This is a genomic window from Acinetobacter sp. UC24323, assembly GCF_024151445.1.
Lineage (GTDB): Bacteria > Pseudomonadota > Gammaproteobacteria > Pseudomonadales > Moraxellaceae > Acinetobacter > Acinetobacter baumannii.
In genome coordinates, this window is record NZ_JAHIBY010000007.1 from 1 (window position 1) to 19256 (window position 19256).

Genomic DNA, 19256 nt, shown 5'->3' on the forward strand with positions numbered 1-19256 from the left:
ATGTCAGTAGAATTAATCCACCCAATCGCAATGGACCCAGGTCTACGTTTTGCGATCCGTGAAGGTGGTCGTACTGTAGGTGCTGGTGTTGTTGCTAAAGTAACTGCATAATCACTTTTCAGTGAAAAAAGCGCTCCTTTTGGGGCGCTTTTTTTATATCGAATTGTTAGACAATTCAGTTGAAAGCTGGCCTTAACTGATACTTCAATGTCCCTATTTGCACTTAAGCCTTTTTATTAAGTTTGTATGATAAGAATCAAGAAAACGAACAATAAAGTTTAAGTAACTTAGGTTACTGGTAAGGAGCTTTCAATATGAATGCTAAAGTGAATATCACAAATCGTGCAGGGGCAAGCTTTCCTGTACGTCGTATGAACTTTGATTTTAATGATGTGCCAGAATACTGGATGAATGGTTCCGCTGGACTTACACATTTTATGACAGCGTTATCCGCGCTATTTCCGGCTGGTGAAAAGTTCTTTATTGATAGTGTGCGTGCTGTGCGTTATCACCCAGCAATTAAAGACAATGAAGAGCTACAAAAAGAAATTAGTGCTTTCATTGGTCAAGAGGCGATGCATACTCAAGAGCATGTAAACTTTAATGCTTCTGCCCAAAAATTTGGTCATGATGTTGAAACTTTAGAAAAGTTCACCGATACGGCTATTCAAACTGCCCGTAAAACTTTTGCAAAGCTCGTAAAACCATTTGGTATGACGCAAGAAATGGTGGACCTGACTGCTACTACAGCCCTTGAACATTTTACTGCAACCATTGCATCTCAGCTTTTAGTTAATACCCATATTCAAGAGTTGATGACAGATAAAACGATGTCAACCATGTGGTATTGGCACGCAATAGAAGAAAATGAACATAAAGCAGTCGCATTTGATGTGTATGAAGGTGTCTTTGGTAAAGGTGTAAAAGCTTATGCTTTACGTACAAGTTCACTTGTTTTCGCAATGGCTCTTATTTTCGCAATTCAATCTTCGTTTGTGGTTCGTCTTTTAAAGCAAGACCATAAATTAAACTTAGATGAGTTGTTTGTGATTTATAAATATGGTTATAGCCCGTCGAAAGGCATTATTACAGGTATGGCTAAAGAGATGTTGGCTTATTTTAAGCCAGGTTTCCACCCGAATGATTTAGATACGGTTAGTTTGTTAAAAACTTGGAAATCTAAACTTGGACTTTAAGCTGAAAATAAATGAAAAGGGCTGTTAGCAGTCCTTTTTTATTGTCTATAAATTATGACTCACTTTTAAAAGATACTTGTTAATTTTGCCCTAGTATGAGGCTATTGATGACCTCATCTGATAATTTGCTGGCCTCATCTGCACTTAAATAGCGCCTTTAAAGGCGTATTATTATAAATATTAAGAAAATAAATAAGGATATAAGTGAATTTTCGATTCGCTTAAAGGAGTCTGACATGAATGCTAAAGTAAATATTTCTAATCGTGCCGGAGCAAGTTTCCCTGTGCGTCGTATGGACTTTGAGTTTGCTCAAGTTCCACGCTATTGGGCAAATTACGATGCAGGATTAACTCATTTTATGACAGCATTATCGGCTCTTTTTCCGGAAGGAGAGCAGTTCTTTGTAAACAGTACTCGTGCTGTGCGAAATGATCCTAAACTGGCTGATCCAGCACTTCAAAAAGAAATAAGTGCTTTTATTGGCCAAGAAGCTATGCATTCTAAAGAGCATCTTGCATTTAATGCTTCTGCGCAGGCGTATGGATATGATGTTCGTAAAATGGAAAAACAGACAGGTAAAGTTATTAAAGTAGGTACTGCAGTTGTAACCAAGCTAATGAAACCTTTTGGTTATACAAAAGAAATGATTGATTTAACAGGTACCTGTGCTTTAGAACATTTTACCTCAACTATTGCGGCGGAGCTTTTACAAAACCCTGAAATTCAAGCCATGTTCCAAGATGACACTATGTATCACTTATGGATGTGGCATGCGGTAGAAGAAAACGAACACAAAGCTGTAGCGTTTGATGTGTATACCAATATGTATGGGCAGGGGCCAAAAGCTTATTTTATGCGTTCAACTGCTTTAATCATTGCAATGGCCTTAATCTTTGCTACTCAGTCTTATTTTACTGCTAAGTTACTTAAGACTGATGATAAATTAACATGGAAAGATACCAAATACATGCTTAAGTTCATGTATGGCCGTAAAGGTTTTATGACCCGTCAAATTCCAGAATTATTAGATTTCTTAAGACCAAAATTCCATCCAAATGATTCGGATACGACAGCTTTATTGGCCACTTGGCGTGAAAAATTAGGTCTTTAAAAAACTGACTGGAAAAGAGCAATTTAATTGCTCTTTTTTTTACTCGTTTTTTCTATTTAAGTTTCTATAATACGTTTACTTTGAAATCTAAAAATGTGTTGAAACTCATGATTCGTACTATGCAAGCCTCAGATATTGATAGTGTTGCTCAAATTGAGAAGCTTGTTCAAACACACCCATGGTCTAGGCAGCAATTTGTAGAATCTTTAAATTCTTACCAATGTACGGTAATAGAATTAAATAATAAGGTGGTTGGTTTTTGTATTTTACAACCTGTATTAGATGAAGCGAATTTATTGCTCATGGCAATTGATCCTCAAATGCAAGGTAAAGGATTAGGATATCAGTTGTTAGATGCGTCGATTGAGCGTTTAGAAAATCACCCCGTACAAATTTTTCTAGAGGTACGTGAAAGTAATAAGGCCGCTATTGGTTTATATGAAAAAACAGGGTTTCACCAAATTGATGTGCGTCGTAACTATTATCCAACCCAAGAGGGTGGACGTGAAAATGCCGTTATTATGGTAAAAAGCTGTACTGATGATTTTGCTTCTTTATTCTAAGAATGCCTGTCTTGTTGCTGTTTGAACAACAAGACAGAAGCAGGTTATTTAATAATTAAATTATTCCATTCAGAAGGTAATGTGGTCATGAGGGAATTACCCAACTGATTGATCTCTTCTGGTGATAATGACCTATTTAAGCGGCGCCATTGCCCATCAAGTAAAAGTTCTAGCGGTGTATATTGAGATTTATAGTTCATTTTAGCTGAGTGGGGAACCCAATAGCCTAAGTAGACATATTCTAAACCGAGTGTTTTTACATATTCGATTTGATTCAGAATTGAATAAACGCCTAAAGATCTACGATGTTCATCTGGGTCAAAGAACGTATAAACGGCAGATAACCCATCATCCATTAAATCACAAGTCGAAACGCTAATAAGACGATTGTCTTTCCATAGTTCTAAGAAGAAACTATCTGTACAGCTATGGACCAAGAATTTTTCAAATTGATCTAAACTTGGCGGAAACATATCACCATCGGCATGTCGCTCGTTAATGTAACGCTCATATAGATCATAATGAATTTGTGAGGCTTGCCGTGTTGGTAGAACAGTCATGGTGAGATCTTGATTTCGCTTCCATGCTTTTTTTTGCATGCTGTTCATTTGGAAATCGGCAACAGGTACACGACAAGATAAACACTGCCTGCATAAATGACATTCAGGACGGTATACAAAGTCGCCACTACGACGAAAACCTAATCGCGATAATTCAGAAAGCGTCACCACATCAATCCGATGAATCGGGTCTAAAAAGACCATGCGTGCTGATTTATTTTCTAAATAGCTGCAATCATGAGGTGGAGTAATATAATATTGCAGATCATTTAAAAGGGACTTCGGGTGATATGATTTCATGATTGGTCCCTCCTGTTATCATTCCATTAATTTTGCATTTAATGCTATTGTTTTACTTGAAAATACACGTTCTTGATACTTTTTCCAATTGATAGAGGGGTGAATAATTACATCTTGTAACGATTTAAGATATTCTTGCCGAGAAAGTGTACAAGCCCCAAGACTAATTAAGTGACTATTTACAAGTTGACAGTCAACCCAAGGAAGCTGATTTTCTTGACCAATTAACATTAAAGTATAAAAAGCCATTTTGGAAACATCGGTTTGGGTACTAAACATAGACTCGCCAAAACAACCTTTACCGATCGTTACCCCATATAAACCACCTACCAGCTGCTCTTCTTGCCAGACTTCTACGCTATAGCCATAACCGGCATCAAACATTCCACAATAGCCTTCAATAATATCTTCACTAATCCATGTTTCATTAGCATAGCTTCGAGGTAGTGAACATGAGCGAATGACTTGCTCAAAAGCACGATTTACCGTAATGGTGTAATCATATTTTTTCATGTTCCGAATAAGCGATTTACTCGGTTTATAGTTTTGAGGATAAATGATACAGCGTGGTTCAGGGCTCCACCAACAAATAGGTTCATCTTCATTAAACCATGGGAAAAGCCCATGTGTATACGCTTCATAGAGTGTGGAAGGGGAGAGGTCAGCGCCTATACAAATTAAACCATGACCATCTGGATCTGATTCCTCCGGATCTGGGAAAATATATTGAGATAGAGGCAGTGTTTTCATAAAACCAAAATAATATGTGCTTTAAGGCTATGCTATAAAAATTAATACGGGGCAGCCAGTAATTATTATAAATTCCAAAAAAACAGCCGTTATAAAACGGCTGTTTTGAAATATCTAAACTTAAAGGTTGTCTAGATATTTTTCGGCATCTAGTGCAGCCATACAGCCTGAACCCGCCGAAGTAATCGCTTGACGATAGATACTATCAGCAACATCACCAGCAGCAAAAACGCCTGCTACAGAAGTCGCTGTTGCGTTACCTGAAGTACCACTTTGTACTTGGATATAGCCATCACGTAAGTTTAGCTGACCTTCAAACATAGAGGTATTTGGTTTATGGCCAATTGCAATGAATAAGCCTTGAACTTGTACTTCTTGTTTGCTGTCATCTTTCGTAGATTTTAAGCGAACACCTGTTACGCCAGTATTGTCACCAAGAACTTCTTCAACCTCATGGTTCCAAACAATACTGATTTTGCCTTCTTTTTCTTTAGCAAATAAGTGATCTTGTAAAATCTTCTCAGAGCGTAAAGAATCACGGCGGTGTACAAGTGTCACATGTTCAGCAATATTTGATAAATAAAGTGCTTCTTCAACAGCAGTATTACCACCACCAACAACCATCACATTTTGGTTCTTGTAGAAGAAGCCATCACATGTTGCACATGCGCTCACGCCTTGACCCATAAATTTTTGTTCAGACTCTAAGCCAAGATATTGAGCTGTCGCACCAGTTGCAATAATTAAAGCATCACAAGTGTACTCATCCATATCACCTTTAAGAACAAAAGGACGTACATTTAAGTCCACTTCATTAATATGATCATAGACAAGTTCAGTACCAAAGCGTTCAGCATGTGCTTGCATACGGTCCATTAGGATAGGACCAGTCAAACCTTCAGGATCGCCCGGCCAGTTGTCAACTTCGGTTGTTGTTGTAAGTTGGCCGCCAAGCTGTAAACCTGCAATAAGTGTTGGTTTAAGATTTGCACGTGCTGCATAAACAGCTGCACTATAACCCGCAGGGCCAGAACCGAGAATAATTAACCGAGAATGACGAGCACTCATTGAGGGTATCCTTATTTATTTCGAGAATTTTGAAAATTATACGTGAAATTGCCGACCAATAGCGTTAAATCAATGTGGATAATATTGATCAGGTCAATCGAATTAAGTTATATAACAATATAGAAGAGCCTTATGTTAACAACAACTGTAAAGAATCATGCACCTTTTTTGTAAGAACAGGTGCATAATATAAAGTTCAATCGTTGAAGATCTGAAATGTAGGTCTTCACATCTCTAAACCAATAATTAAATGGGTTACAGGACAGTATATGACTGCGGTGTCAAGTGTTTATGCACAGCGCTTATTGATGACATTATTCTTGGTCTCTTTTGGGATTTATATGTTTCTGGCGACAGTAACATATACACCATTTGATCCGGGCTGGATGCATATTTCAAGTGATACTCAGCAAGTATCCAATGCAAGTGGTATTGCCGGTGCATGGATTGCAGATTTGCTGTTTGGCTTTTTAGGTTGGGCAAGTTTACTTATTCCAATCTTCCTATTTGCTGAAGCGATTCAAGTCTGGTGGCCACATAGTTTTCTAAACCGCCCATTCCGTTATGCTGCGCAGTTCTTCTTAATTCTTGTTGTTTCGAGTTTGCTTTACCTTCACTGGAATGTACCTGCAGATACTTTAGATAATGCGGCAGGCGGGATTATTGGTTATGAGTTGGGGCAAAGCTTATCTCAACTGTTAACAATTTATGGTGCGACATTATTTCTCCTTGTTTTCGGAGTGGTATTGTTCACTTTGGCATTTGGGGTGCAGTGGAGCAAAACATGGGTTACGCTCAAAGCAATGCCTGGTTATTTACAAGATTTATTCTATAAAAATGTATCTCCTAACGAATCTGCTTATGACTTAACCACACAGCCTGCGAATAAAGCAGCAACGGTAAAAGTTGCAGAGATGCCTAAAGCAGAAGAAGTTACGGATGAAGTAGAGCTAAATGCCCAACCAGAAAAAGCTCAAAGCAAAGCGAGCTCTACACGACATGATGAAATAGCAGAGCGTTTATTTGCTGACGTTTTAGCTAAAGAACAAAGTCAACCTGAAACAATTGAAGAAAAACCAACTCCTCAGCCAGAAAACTTTGAGCGTACACTTGAGCAAGCCCAACAGCTTAAAAAAGACAGTGAGCGTTTAGTGGCTACGGGAGAGGTTTGGCGTGCTTTACAGCGTGATGATGTAAGCCATAAACAAGAAATTGATGCGCTGTTACGAGCTGCTGATGATTCAAGTGAACAGCCTTCGACTCATGAGCAATTTCAGCAAACAGTTTATCAGGCTAAACAAAATCAACCATCGAATACTCATCAAGGTTTAGATTGGAATGATGATGAGATTTTTGATGAACTACTTGCTGCAGTTCCAAATAGTAAAACAGCAACTGACGTGCATACGCCATTTGTTCAAGATCATCATGTTGAACCAGAAGTTACGCCGCAAGCTCCTCAAACATTAGTTGAGTCATCTGTACCTGTATCGAATTTAAATCAGTCACCTAAAAATTTATCTAATGAAGAAGTCTTTGATGATTTTGACGACTTATTGATTGATGAAGATATCCCGCCAGCAACTCAACCGATCAAGGCAAGTAGCTATGCGCAATCTTCAGCTTTTGTAAAAGCGCCTATTCAAACTACGATTGGTGCTGAGAAGCTGTCAAAAGAAGAATTTATTGAAGCTTGGCAGGAAACTGCTGGAAAGCCTCAGGATGACCTTGAGGATGAGTTTGATTTTGATGCGCCTTTAACAGATGCATCAGGTCGACCAATGTCTCGTGCCATGCAAGTGGCTAAAAAGCGTTTAGATTTACCAACATTACCGGGTTTTGAATTGCTTGATAAGGTTGACCCAAATAAGAAAGTTAACTTTACCGAGGAACAGCTTTCCCGTTTATCTGAATTGCTTGAGATCAAGTTACAAGAGTTTAACGTGAAGGCTCAGGTGGTTGAAGCTCAGCCGGGTCCAGTGGTTACACGTTTTGAATTAGATTTAGCACCGGGTGTGAAAGCATCTAAAGTGACTAATATTTCCCGTGACTTGGCACGTTCAATGTCTATGGCTTCTGTACGTGTAGTAGAGGTTATTCCGGGTAAACCATATATTGGTATTGAAGTTCCAAATAGTGCTCGTGAAATGGTACGTTTGATTGAACTATTGGAAACACCCGCATATCGTGACCCAAGTGCTCTCATTAGTATGGCAATGGGTAAAGATATTTCAGGTAATCCGGTACTAACAGACTTGGCAAAAGCACCGCATATGTTGGTTGCGGGTACTACAGGTTCGGGTAAATCTGTTGCTGTTAACTCGATGATTTTATCGATGTTACTTAAATATACCCCTGACCAATTGCGTCTGATTTTAATTGACCCGAAACAGCTTGAATTAGCCAACTACAACGATATTCCGCATTTATTAACACCTGTCGTCACTGACATGAAAGATGCAGTGAGTGCTTTAAACTGGTGTGTAAATGAAATGGAGCGCCGTTATAAGCTTATGTCATTCCTCAAAATTCGTAAGTTAAGTGACTACAACCGAAAAGTTGAAGAAGCGCTTGCAAATGGAGAAGACTTGATTGACCCGACATGGAAACCAAGTGACTCAGCGACACAAGAGCGCGCGCCTCGTTTAACGCCATTACCATCAATTGTGATTGTGGCAGATGAGTTCGCTGATATGATCATGCAAGTTGGTAAGAAAGCAGAAGAAATGATTACGCGTTTGGCGCAAAAATCTCGTGCTGCTGGTATTCACTTATTGCTTGCAACTCAACGTCCATCGGTAGATGTCATTACAGGTCTTATTAAAGCCAATATTCCAACGCGTGTAGCTTTACGTGTAAACAGTAAAATTGACTCACGTACTATTTTGGATGCAGGTGGTGCAGAAGACTTGTTAGGCCACGGTGATATGCTGTTCTTAGGACCAGGTAAGATTGAGCCAGAACGTGTGCATGGTGCATTTATTAGTGATGATGAAGTTAACCGTATTTGTGATGCATGGCGTGAACGTGGCGAACCAGACTACGTAGATGAGATCTTAACTCCATTTGATGAGGAGCCTGCTTCGCGTGGCTTTGAAGAAGGTGATGGTGGTTCAGACCGTGATGCACTTTATGATCAATGTGTATCGTTTGTTTTAGAAACTCGAAAAGCTTCTACATCTTCATTACAGCGTAAGTTTAGCCTTGGTTATAACCGTGCCGCTCGTATCATTGATCAAATGGAAGAGAATGGTATTGTGAGTGCTATGGGGGCCAACGGTAAGCGCGATATTTTAGTTTAATATCTACAGTTAAAATTAAGCCTCTTCGGAGGCTTTTTTTATGGTTAAAAATAATAATTACTACGGGTAGTTTGAGATTTTATCAAATAGTAAAAAATGCTAATGTGTGCTTCTCAATAAATAACAATGAAACAAATCAGGAGGACAACATGTTAGTCGCGTTAATTACGTTAGCTTTTATTCATTTTTGTGCGCTTATTACTCCAGGGCCTGATTTTTTTCTGGTATCACAGACTGCAGTGAGCCGATCTCGTAAAGAAGCAATGCTGGTTGTTGCAGGGATAACAGCGGGTGTTATGTTTTGGGCTTCTTTAGCATTGATGGGCTTAAATATTATTTTTGAGAAAATGGCTTGGTTAAAGCAAGGTTTACTTATTGCAGGCGGTTTATATCTATGCTGGTTAGGATACCAAATGTTGCGTTCGGCATTTTCAAAAAATCAGCAGGAAGAGGTGACAACTGTTGAATTACCGAAAGCGCCGTATTTATTTTTTATGAAGGGATTACTCACCAATTTATCGAACCCTAAAGCTGTGATCTATTTTGGTAGTGTATTCTCTTTATTTTTAGCAAATCCTCAGCTTGATCAAGTCCATTGGCTGCTTTTTATTATTGTGTCGGTTGAAACAATTTTATGGTTCTGCTTTGTGACTTTTATTTTTTCATTACCGAGCTTTAGAGCCGCTTACCGTAATTTTTCAAAATGGATTGATGGTATTTCTGGGGGAATTTTTACCGTTTTCGGTATTTTCCTGATTGGAAATCGATAATTTTAAATAAGAAAAAAGCCTCTTTATGAGGCTTTTTTATTTTTAAGCAAACTTTGCTAAAACTTCTAAAAACGGTGCTGATTGACGTGGGAATTTAGCAATCACGTCATGAATGCGTTCGCCTTCCGGATTAGTCGCATTAATATCTCGTCCATCTGCAACAAATTTAGTTAAAAGACGTTCATAGTCATTTGGACGCATATGTTTGAAAGCATGGTAGAGCACATGGAAGTCTGCGTTCACACCATTTGGAGGAAGTTGGTTGAGGTAGGCAAAAACACGCTCATCGGACCATTCTTCATTGAAAGTTGCTGGCTGTGATAATGCCATGACAATCTCCTCATTTTAAAAAAGGCAAAATAACTTGCGTTATTTTGCCTTGATTCTGCTTTATTGAATAGTCAGAAATAGAATTATCGTTCTTCAGGTAAATTGATATTCATTTCTAACATTTCGATGTTTGCTTCAGAACGAACTTGCATTTGGATATGCTGTTCGCCTACACCACTAACATAACGACTGACCACCTGCATAATTTCTTTCTTCATTTGGTCAATCTTGTCTTGGCTTAAACGACGGCCTAAACCTTGTTCTGATGCAACAATGACTTTTAAACGATCTTTGGCAGTTTGAGCACTTGATGGTTTTTCTTCACTGCTAAATAATTTACTCCAGAATCCTGCCATATCTACGCTCCAAATAGTCGTGCTAACCAGCCTTTAGGTTGAGCTGTGATGTGTCGATAAGGGCGGTCTTCGCCAAGAAAGCGAGCAACCAAGTCATCATACGCTTGTCCAGCTTTAGTTTCTGAATACAGAATAACTGGCTTACCTTCGTTTGATGCTTGTAATACACTTGGACATTCAGGAATAACACCTAATGTCGGTACGCGTAAAATATCTTTAGAAATATCATCAATCGTCAGCATTTCCTGACGGTCAGCACGTTCAGGGTTAAAACGTGTAATACATAAATGTTTACGTATACGTCCTTCGTTGTGTTCAACTTTTTTAGTTTTGCTATCTAACATTCCGATGATGCGGTCAGAGTCACGTACTGAAGAAATTTCAGGGTTTGTCACAATGATTGCTTCATCTGCATGGTACATTGCTAAAATTGCACCACGCTCGATCCCCGCAGGTGAGTCACAAATAATGTAATCAAATTCTTGAGAAAGCTCATCAATTACACGAGCAACACCTTCGTCGCTCAAAGCATCTTTATCACGGGTTTGGGAAGCCGGCAAAATGTAAAGGTTTTCGATATCTTTATCGCGAATAAGGGCTTGTTGCAGACGTGCTTCATTATTAATTACATTGACGAAATCATAAACAACACGACGCTCACAACCCATAATTAAATCAAGGTTACGTAAGCCTACATCAAAGTCAATCACAACAGTTTTATGACCACGAAGGGCTAAACCTGTTGCAAAAGATGCACTCGTTGTAGTTTTACCTACACCACCTTTGCCTGATGTTACGACAACAATTTTGGCCACCGAATCCACTCCTATTATGGTCATACATACACCCTTAAAAGGGCTGTTTTTTGGTGATTTGCTTAATAAACTAAAGTTCTAGAGCTTCAAATTCAAGCTCTTGCTTTTCATTTAAATAAATATGTACTGGCTTTTTTACCACATGTTTAGGGATATCATCTGCGACACAATATGTTCCGGCAATGGAAACGAGTTCAGCCTCTAAAGATTGGCAAAAAATGCGTGCAGCAGCGTGCCCACCCGCACCAGCAATGACTCTACCACGAACCGTGCCATAAATATGTATATTTCCTGAAGCAATCACTTCGGAACCACTATTCATGCCAGCTTTTAAAATAATATCGCCTTGGTCTTGTACAAGAGATTGGCCTGTACGCAAAATTTCATCATGATAAGAGGTAATATGGGCAACTGCATTATTATTTAGTGGTTTTTTTGTTTCTACTGAAGCTTGTGTAGAGGTAGGCTTCTCTACAATTGCAACTTGCTCTGCAGTTGGTTTAATACGTTGTAATGGCTGATCTGCCGGTAATACAGGGAACTGAATGGCGCGTGCTTCGTCGCCTAAAATACCGTCAATGACAGCCATAGGCTGTAAGCCCATGCTGACTAACAGCTGAATTAAAGCAATAAGCTCTTGTTCAACAGTACTATCTATAATAACGACAGTTCCCTGATAGGAACCTTCATTTAATATATTTGATAATTGCTGGCGGATCACATCATGATCATTCGTATCGAAGGTTATCCTGCTAAAGTTAACCATTCTGCCGGTAATCCGGATATCAGCCATAAGTCTTCCTTCAAGGCGTTAAAACGAGCTGTAATATCGTTAAGTTTATTGTAAATAGAGCAAATGCTAGAACAAATCGTACCAATTCTCTAGCGTGATTTATAAAAAAATAAATAAATGCTTATTCTTTGATTCGATCATACTCCGCGAGTGTTTGTTGCCACTGTTTAACTTTAACTTGTTTACGGACAGCTTCTAGCGTTTCAAAAACGACAGACTCAACCAGCTGCTCAAGTTCATGGTTATCAATATTTATATGGCTAATTTTTTGAGAAATTAATTGATAAGTTGAATTAGGATGTGCGGCTGAACCTTCAATTAACGGTTCTATTAAACCAGCACTGATATTTTCACCAAGACGTTGACCAATACTTTGAATTTGTTGCTCAATACGTCCCCCTACAAGTGGAATAAGCCTTAATAATTGTGTTAATTCAGGCGTATCTTCTATTGCCTGATCTACGATTTGTCCGACAGCTCGGGTGATTGCAGGCTTTTGTTCTTTTAAAGCAGTTGCTAAAGATTCTTGTAATAGGGAAGTTAGGGTTACGGTAAATTGTTCACGATGATGATTAACCAAATCATGAATAATTTGTTTATGGCTAGAACTCGTTTCAAGCTCGTATCGAATACCGTCAATTACGGTAATCACCACGCGGTCCGACAACTCTTCCATAACCACACGGTAATAAAAGAGCCCTGTCTTTCTCCAGCTTTCAGGAATAACCGGGTAACCAAGTTCGTGTAAACGGTATGCAATAATCCCGGCACGGAATAAACGTAGAAAACGTAGCTGAGGAATAATAGCTAAAATTTCATACCAGTGAATGAAAGGGAAGAAGAACCAACGCTTATGATGTTTATAAACGATAGCAATTCCCCAACGGACCAGTAGTTCAATAATTAGAAAACCAATAAACCAGGCTTCAGAGGTAATAACCCACGGATGTAAATGGGTACGGTAGAAAGACAATATTTGGGGCAAATGGATATGTTCAAAGAACCATGCCCCAATACTGCTCATTAAAAAGAAATTGGCTGCAAGACAGAACAGATTGAAAATGATAATAAACACCATAAAGATGTCGTAGACCAAAAACAGCTTAAATGAAAGGCTGCTTGAATCTACACGGTGATATTTCGTTTGCTTTCCAGAACTGTTTTGCATAAAAGTGGATTCTTTTTTAAAGATTCGTAGTCGCGTATTGAGCTTTCATTTTCTCGATGAGCTGATCTTTTTCAGTCCAGAGTTCATGTACCCATTGTTGAAAACGTTCACGGTAAACTGGGTCATCTTCATAATTACCCCCGAGAACCCAGTCTGGTATTTCAATTTTTCGAAGATTGACCGCAATTTTTGAAACGTCGCCTAGCCAGAAATCGCCATAACCTGGTACGCCATCAGGGTAGACAATGGTCATATCAACTAAAGCATCAATTTTGTCGCCCAAAATATTTAACGCCAGAGCCAAACCACCTGCTTTAGGTTTTAATAAATGTTTATATGGTGATTTTTGTTGGTCGTGTTTTTCCTGAGTAAAACGAGTCCCTTCCAAATAATTTAATAATGTAAAAGGTTGACTTAAGAGCTGTTCACACGCTTTACGTGCTTCCATCATATCGCGGTCTTTGAGTTCAGGGTTTTTCGCGATTTGCTCTTTTGTATGACGCTTCATCATTGGGAAGCCTAAGATTTTAAAAGCTTGACCCACGAAAGGAATAAAGATGAGTTCCCACTTGGTAAAAAAGCGGGTAAGCGGCATACGGGTTAACCCGAAATATTGGTTTACCGTGGTATCAACCCAACTTTGATGGTTACAAGTCATTAAATAACGACCTTGCATATTCAGATCAAGGCCTTCGTCAATGCTAATGTCCCATTTTAAATTAGGTAAAACATGATCAATCAGCCAATTATTAACACCAAGCCAGCTATTAGTAATTTGAATATTGGTTTCATCAATTTTTGAAGACTTTTTAAATAGCTTTGTTAAACCTAAAGCTAAGACAGGTGGTCCATGAAAAAAAGTGCTACCTGTGATGACTGTACCTACAGTGAGTCCACGTGTAATTTTTTTTAGCGCAGATTGCTTATTGGGTGCAGTTGACATATAAATGGCCCCGAATATCCAAAATCCATAGAAAGTTGTTCAACTATAACTATCGTGAAATGAAATACAACGGTATCTTAGACAACAATGAAGAAATTGTGATGAGTGCACACCTTAAAGTGCATCAAAATATTACAAAAAAATAACTAAACTGTTTATTATTAACAAAATATCAATGTTTTATACTTCCTTTTTGTTTCATTATTCATTCAACAACAAAACACTCAAAGTGAGGAGGCATGCAATGCGTGCATTAGTTATTTCAACAGTGGTAGGGGCAGCAGTAGTACTTTCTGGTTGTCAAACAACAGGTAATAACCTTGGTGGCGTTGAATACGATAAAGCCGCATTAGGTACTTTGATCGGCGCAGCAGCTGGCTACGGTATTTCTAAATCAAATGCAAACTCTAGCCGTCAAAACAACCGTGCTGCGGCAATTGGTGCAGTTCTTGGTGCAGCTGGCGGTTTATATCTTGACCAAAAAGAGAAAAAATTACGCGAACAAATGGCTGGTACTGGTGTAGAAGTAGGCCGTAACCCAGATGGTTCTGTTCAATTGATCATGCCTGGTAGCATTACTTTTGATACTAACAAATCAAACATCAAGCCAAACTTCTATGCAACTTTGGACAAAGTAGCTCAAACATTGGCTGAAGATAACAAGAGCGCGATTTTAGTTACTGGTTATACAGATAACACTGGTAATGACTCTATTAACATCCCATTATCTCAAGCGCGTGCTCAGTCAGTTAAAAACTATTTAGCTGGTAAAGGTGTTCCATCTAGCCGTATCGATGCACAAGGTTATGGTTCTTCTAACCCAATCGCAGACAACTCAACTGCTTCTGGTCGTGAACAAAACCGCCGTGTAGAAATCAGCATTTATGCTAAACAATAAGATCTAGTTTATTGTTTAAAAAACCACCTTCGGGTGGTTTTTTTATGGGTGAAGTATAAAAAATAATCACGACATTCTGCGGCGCATAAATTGCATTATTAGACATCATTTATACATATCCGTAGATTTACTATTGGGATTCTAAAAAAGAGATGACTATAATCATGCTCGAAAAATTAAGAGGTAATACACGATGTCATCTGCCAGTCAACTGAACAACAAGCAAGAAGAAGCCATGAAATATACTCAAGGCCCTTTATTGGTGCTTGCTGGCGCTGGTTCAGGTAAAACATCGGTAATTACGCGTAAAATTGCTTATTTGGTGCAACATTGCCGTATTCCTGCGCATCGTATTACAGCGATGACCTTTACCAATAAAGCTGCACGCGAAATGAAAGAGCGTGTCACTAAGCTTTTATCACGTGAAGAAGCAAAAGGTTTGTCCGTTTCGACCTTCCATACTTTTGGTTTAAATCTTTTACGTTTAGAACTTAAAAATTTACCTTTAAAAGCTAATTTTTCGATTTTGGATGCAGATGACTGTAAACGTATTTTGATGGATTTGATGCATCGCGACAATTTATCGGGTGCAGAGAGTAAAGAACTAATTGCCAAGGCAATGAAGAAAATTTCAGATTGGAAAAACGATCTGATTTTGCCTGAACAAGCACATTCGACGTGTGAAACTCCTGAAGATGTCCAGTTTGCCCATCTTTATCAACTTTATGAACGTAATTTACGTGCTTACAATGCAGTTGACTTTGATGACCTCATTGTTATGCCAACCCGCTTATTGCAAGAAAATGCAGAAGTACGTGACAAATGGCAAAACCGTGTTCGTTACTTGCTAGTGGATGAGTATCAAGATACCAACACCGCGCAATATATTTTGGTGAAATTACTAGTTGGCGTAATGGGGCAGTTTACTGCCGTAGGTGATGATGACCAGTCAATTTATGCATGGCGTGGGGCTAAGCCTGAAAACATGGCTTTGCTTAAACAGGATTTCCCAAATCTTCATATTATTAAGCTTGAACAAAATTACCGCTCGACCAGCCGTATTTTGAAAGCTGCGAACTGTGTAATTCAAAATAACCCGCATATTTTTGATAAAAAATTGTGGAGTGATAAAGGCCATGGTGAGGTCATCAGAATTATTACCTGTCGTAATGATGATGATGAAGCAGAACGTGTAGTCAAAGACTTACTGACTCACAAACTTATGAATGGTAAGAACTGGAAAGATTACGCTGTATTGTACCGTGGTAACTTTCAGGCGCGTGTATTGGAAACACAACTTCGCCAAATGCAAATTCCGTACAAACTCTCTGGCGGTACATCGTTCTTCGCTCGTGCAGAAATTAAAGATGTAATGAGTTATTTACGTCTTATTATTAACCCAGAAGATGACAGTGCTTTCTTACGTATTATTAATACGCCTAAACGTGCGATTGGCCCAGTTACTCTTGAAAAACTAGGTTTATTTGCACAAGAAAACAATTTGTCTTTACTTGGTGCTTCTTCTGACCAACGCTTAAGTATGGTGCTTCCTAAAAAGGCAGAAACTCAATTGCATGAGTTTGCTGATTTTATCTCGACGTTTACACGTGAGTTGTTGGAAGATGATGAGCCTGTGCCTAAAGTTCGTCAAATGATGAATGAAGCGGGTTATATCGACTATATTCGTGAGCAGTCCGCAACGCCTGCGCAAGAGAAAAGTAAACTCGATAATATCGAGAACTTGTTTAGTAGTATTCAAAACTTAATTAATCGTGCTGAAGATGTTGATGAAAAGAACATTGAAAGTGTGATTCGAAAACTAGTCTTGCTTGATATGTTAGAGCAGCAGCAAGAGGAAGAAGATACTGATAAAGTGAACTTACTTACTCTACATGCCGCTAAAGGTTTGGAATTCCCATATGTCTATATTATGGGTCTTGAAGAAGAGCTGTTGCCGCATAAGAATTCGATTGCTGCTGAAACAATTGAAGAAGAACGCCGTCTTATGTACGTGGGAATTACCCGTGCACGTCAAGGCTTAACTTTGACTTTGGCAGAGCAGCGTAAAAATGGTGGTCAAATGAAACAGATGACCCCAAGCCGTTTCCTCGATGAGCTTCCGCAAGATGAGCTCGAATGGTTAGGGCGTAAAAAGAAAATTGCAGCAAATGTTGATCCTAAAGAACAGGCTCAACAATATTTGGCAAATTTAAAAGCTTTATTAAAGCGTTAATTTTTTTAATTTTTAGGAAATCCCATGAAAGTTCAAGTTAAATTGCTCGATCCGCGTTTAGGTAAAGAGTGGCCTTTACCTTCATATGCAACAGCAGGGTCAGCAGGTTTAGATTTACGTGCCTGTTTAGATGAAGCAATTGAGATTGAACCAGGCCAAACTGTTTTGGTTAAAACAGGTATGGCAATTTATATTCATGATGTGAATTTTGCTGGTTTAATTCTACCGCGTTCAGGTTTAGGCCATAAACACGGTATCGTGCTTGGCAACTTAGTTGGTTTGATTGATTCGGACTATCAAGGTGAGTTGATGGTTTCAGTGTGGAACCGTGGTCAAACCACCTTCCGTTTAGAACCGGGTGAGCGTTTAGCACAGTATGTTTTAGTTCCAGTAGTTCAGGCTGAATTTGAGCAAGTAGAGGAATTTGAAGAAACTTTACGTGGCGCAGGCGGTTTTGGTCACACTGGTAAACAATAATTAATTTATAAAAAATAATGAAAAGAAACGCTTGTTTTACAAGTGTTTCTTTTTACACCTTGAATGTTACAATGAATTATATTACAAAACGCTTTACTCATATTCTTTTAACTTTTTTTAGCAAATACCCATTTTTCAGATTTTGAATACTCTATGTTTTTGCGATAGATCAAATTGATCTTTAAATAGAAGATACGCTATGAATGTAAGACACTCATTTCCAAAAAATATTTTCCGTGCTTACGATATTAGAGGCAAACTTTCTTATTTAACTACGGACGTCGTCCGTTCAATTGCCTATGGATTGGCACAACAATATAAACAAGCAGAACAAACTCAACTGATCATTGGTTATGATGCGCGCCTAACGAGTCCGGCTTATGCGCATTTAATCGAAGAGATATTAGTAGAGCAGGGTTTAAATGTTACAAATATTGGTTGTTGCTCAACCCCGATGATGTACTACATTGCACGGGAGTTTGGTGGTAATGGCATAATGGTAACAGCTAGCCATAACCCTAAATCAGATAATGGTATTAAATGGATTTTAAGAGGTGAACCTCCATCTCCTGAAATGATCCAGCAAGTAGGTGAATTTGCGCAAACTTATGTACCTACTCATACAATTTCATTATTAGAATTATCAACTCCTCAATTTAATTCAGAATTTTGTAAAAAATACCAACAAGCAATCTTTAACGATATTCAACTTAAGCGTCCTTTAAAAGTTGTATTAGATGGCCTGCATGGATCGGCAGGGCACTGCTCAAAACTCGTACTTGAAAAAATGGGTTGTGAAGTCATTGCTTTACGTACAACTCCAAATGGTGAGTTTCCTGATCATGCACCAGACCCTTCACATGCTGCGCATTTAAAAGAACTACGTAAAACGATTATTGAACAGGGGACAGATATTGGTATTGCCCTTGATGGTGATGGCGACCGTGTCGTATTACTTGATGAAAAAGCCAATATACTTACCGCTGACCGTTTATTGTCACTATTTGCACAAATGTGTCTGGAGCAGCAACCAGACAAAGAAATTGTATTTGATGTGAAATGCTCGCTCATGGTTCAAAGAACCGTAGAACGACTTGGTGGTAAACCCAAAATGATTCGCACGGGAAGTAGCTTCCTCCGCACGTATTTATCTCAATCAAATGGTAACGCCATTTTTGGGGGCGAATACGCGGGTCATTATGTATTTAATGATGGGCGTGGTTTTGGGTATGACGATGGTTTGTACGCTGCATTACGTGTAATGGAATATTTCACTAAGTCGAGTGCGACAACAATTTCTGATTTATTTTCTAATTATCCTGAAAGATGCTGTACCGAAGATACTTATATTGGCACCCATCAGTCCGACCCTAAACATGTACTACAAGATATTGAAATTTTAAGCCATCGTTTGGGTGCTCGAATTAGTAAAATTGATGGCGTACGTCTTGATTTTGATGATGGTTTTGGCATTATTCGAGCATCAAATACAGGTGAGTATTTTACCGTAAGATTTGACGCTGATAATCCTTTACGTTTAAAGGAAATCCAGCAAAAATTTATTGATATGTTGCAAGAGCGTTATCCGCAAATTGCACAAGAACTTTCTGAGGCCTAATAAG

General features: G+C 38.7%; 18 protein-coding genes and 1 pseudogene. 10 read left to right on the forward strand and 9 right to left on the reverse strand.

Annotation, left to right across the window (positions count from 1 at the left end; translation table 11 throughout):
- From KNQ97_RS10530 to rimI, 4 genes and pseudogenes are all read left to right on the forward strand, one after another.
- Nucleotides 1-111 (forward strand): annotated as a pseudogene (locus tag KNQ97_RS10530) (elongation factor Tu); the annotation flags it as partial.
- A gap of 203 nt (nt 112-314) precedes the next feature.
- Nucleotides 315-1196, forward strand: coding sequence for a metal-dependent hydrolase (locus KNQ97_RS10535; RefSeq protein WP_000992299.1), 882 nt, complete (start codon nt 315-317; stop codon nt 1194-1196).
- Nucleotides 1197-1432: 236 nt separating this feature from the next.
- Entirely contained in the window at nt 1433-2308 is an 876-nt protein-coding gene (locus tag KNQ97_RS10540; protein ID WP_000992291.1) for a metal-dependent hydrolase, read from the forward strand.
- A gap of 107 nt (nt 2309-2415) precedes the next feature.
- Nucleotides 2416-2871: a ribosomal protein S18-alanine N-acetyltransferase gene (rimI, locus tag KNQ97_RS10545; protein WP_000621543.1), complete on the forward strand. Its 456-nt coding sequence runs from the start codon at nt 2416-2418 to the stop codon at nt 2869-2871.
- 44 nt (nt 2872-2915) lie between these two features.
- Here rimI and KNQ97_RS10550 read toward each other — a convergent pair whose 3' ends face one another.
- The 3 genes from KNQ97_RS10550 to trxB all read right to left on the reverse strand — a co-directional run bounded on the left by KNQ97_RS10550 (nt 2916) and on the right by trxB (nt 5549).
- Nucleotides 2916-3731: an arginyltransferase gene (locus KNQ97_RS10550; protein ID WP_000844343.1), complete on the reverse strand. Its 816-nt coding sequence runs from the start codon at nt 3729-3731 to the stop codon at nt 2916-2918.
- 18 nt (nt 3732-3749) lie between these two features.
- Entirely contained in the window at nt 3750-4481 is a 732-nt protein-coding gene (aat, locus tag KNQ97_RS10555; RefSeq protein ID WP_000854785.1) for a leucyl/phenylalanyl-tRNA--protein transferase, read from the reverse strand.
- Nucleotides 4482-4601: 120 nt separating this feature from the next.
- Complete coding sequence (gene trxB, locus KNQ97_RS10560) at nt 4602-5549, reverse strand: thioredoxin-disulfide reductase (RefSeq protein WP_065718221.1); 948 nt, start codon at nt 5547-5549, stop codon at nt 4602-4604.
- A gap of 269 nt (nt 5550-5818) precedes the next feature.
- Here trxB and KNQ97_RS10565 point away from each other — a divergent pair, with 269 nt between their 5' ends.
- Nucleotides 5819-8851, forward strand: a complete 3033-nt coding sequence (locus KNQ97_RS10565; RefSeq protein WP_253612198.1) for a DNA translocase FtsK — start codon at nt 5819-5821, stop codon at nt 8849-8851.
- A gap of 149 nt (nt 8852-9000) precedes the next feature.
- Nucleotides 9001-9621 carry a threonine export protein RhtC gene (gene rhtC / locus KNQ97_RS10570; protein ID WP_000959259.1) on the forward strand — a complete coding sequence of 207 codons (621 nt, stop codon included), beginning with the start codon at nt 9001-9003 and terminating at the stop codon, nt 9619-9621.
- Between the two features lie 42 nt (nt 9622-9663).
- Here the strand turns inward: rhtC and KNQ97_RS10575 are convergent, their stop codons facing one another.
- From KNQ97_RS10575 to KNQ97_RS10600, 6 genes are all read right to left on the reverse strand, one after another.
- Nucleotides 9664-9951 carry a PA4642 family protein gene (locus KNQ97_RS10575; RefSeq protein WP_001218560.1) on the reverse strand — a complete coding sequence of 96 codons (288 nt, stop codon included), beginning with the start codon at nt 9949-9951 and terminating at the stop codon, nt 9664-9666.
- An 83-nt stretch (nt 9952-10034) separates the two neighbouring features.
- Nucleotides 10035-10307, reverse strand: coding sequence for a cell division topological specificity factor MinE (gene minE / locus KNQ97_RS10580; RefSeq protein ID WP_000896934.1), 273 nt, complete (start codon nt 10305-10307; stop codon nt 10035-10037).
- 2 nt (nt 10308-10309) lie between these two features.
- Nucleotides 10310-11122, reverse strand: a complete 813-nt coding sequence (gene minD, locus KNQ97_RS10585; protein WP_001074362.1) for a septum site-determining protein MinD — start codon at nt 11120-11122, stop codon at nt 10310-10312.
- 70 nt (nt 11123-11192) lie between these two features.
- Nucleotides 11193-11915, reverse strand: coding sequence for a septum site-determining protein MinC (gene minC / locus KNQ97_RS10590; protein ID WP_213069056.1), 723 nt, complete (start codon nt 11913-11915; stop codon nt 11193-11195).
- Between the two features lie 121 nt (nt 11916-12036).
- Nucleotides 12037-13083 carry a hypothetical protein gene (locus tag KNQ97_RS10595; RefSeq protein ID WP_031997751.1) on the reverse strand — a complete coding sequence of 349 codons (1047 nt, stop codon included), beginning with the start codon at nt 13081-13083 and terminating at the stop codon, nt 12037-12039.
- 16 nt (nt 13084-13099) lie between these two features.
- Nucleotides 13100-14026 carry an acyltransferase gene (locus tag KNQ97_RS10600; protein ID WP_000100973.1) on the reverse strand — a complete coding sequence of 309 codons (927 nt, stop codon included), beginning with the start codon at nt 14024-14026 and terminating at the stop codon, nt 13100-13102.
- A 244-nt stretch (nt 14027-14270) separates the two neighbouring features.
- On the opposite strand from KNQ97_RS10600, the gene KNQ97_RS10605 reads away from it, so the two are divergent.
- The 4 genes from KNQ97_RS10605 to KNQ97_RS10620 all read left to right on the forward strand — a co-directional run bounded on the left by KNQ97_RS10605 (nt 14271) and on the right by KNQ97_RS10620 (nt 19252).
- Nucleotides 14271-14924 (forward strand): OmpA family protein, encoded by a 654-nt coding sequence (locus KNQ97_RS10605; RefSeq protein WP_001202415.1) that lies wholly within the window; start codon nt 14271-14273, stop codon nt 14922-14924.
- Between the two features lie 193 nt (nt 14925-15117).
- Nucleotides 15118-17157: a DNA helicase Rep gene (gene rep, locus KNQ97_RS10610; RefSeq protein ID WP_000093035.1), complete on the forward strand. Its 2040-nt coding sequence runs from the start codon at nt 15118-15120 to the stop codon at nt 17155-17157.
- Nucleotides 17158-17181: 24 nt separating this feature from the next.
- A complete protein-coding gene (dut, locus tag KNQ97_RS10615) occupies nt 17182-17634 on the forward strand; it encodes a dUTP diphosphatase (RefSeq protein WP_000868152.1) in 453 nt (150 codons plus the stop codon).
- Nucleotides 17635-17833: 199 nt separating this feature from the next.
- Nucleotides 17834-19252 (forward strand): phosphomannomutase/phosphoglucomutase, encoded by a 1419-nt coding sequence (locus KNQ97_RS10620; protein ID WP_253612199.1) that lies wholly within the window; start codon nt 17834-17836, stop codon nt 19250-19252.
- Nucleotides 19253-19256 lie beyond the last annotated feature (4 nt).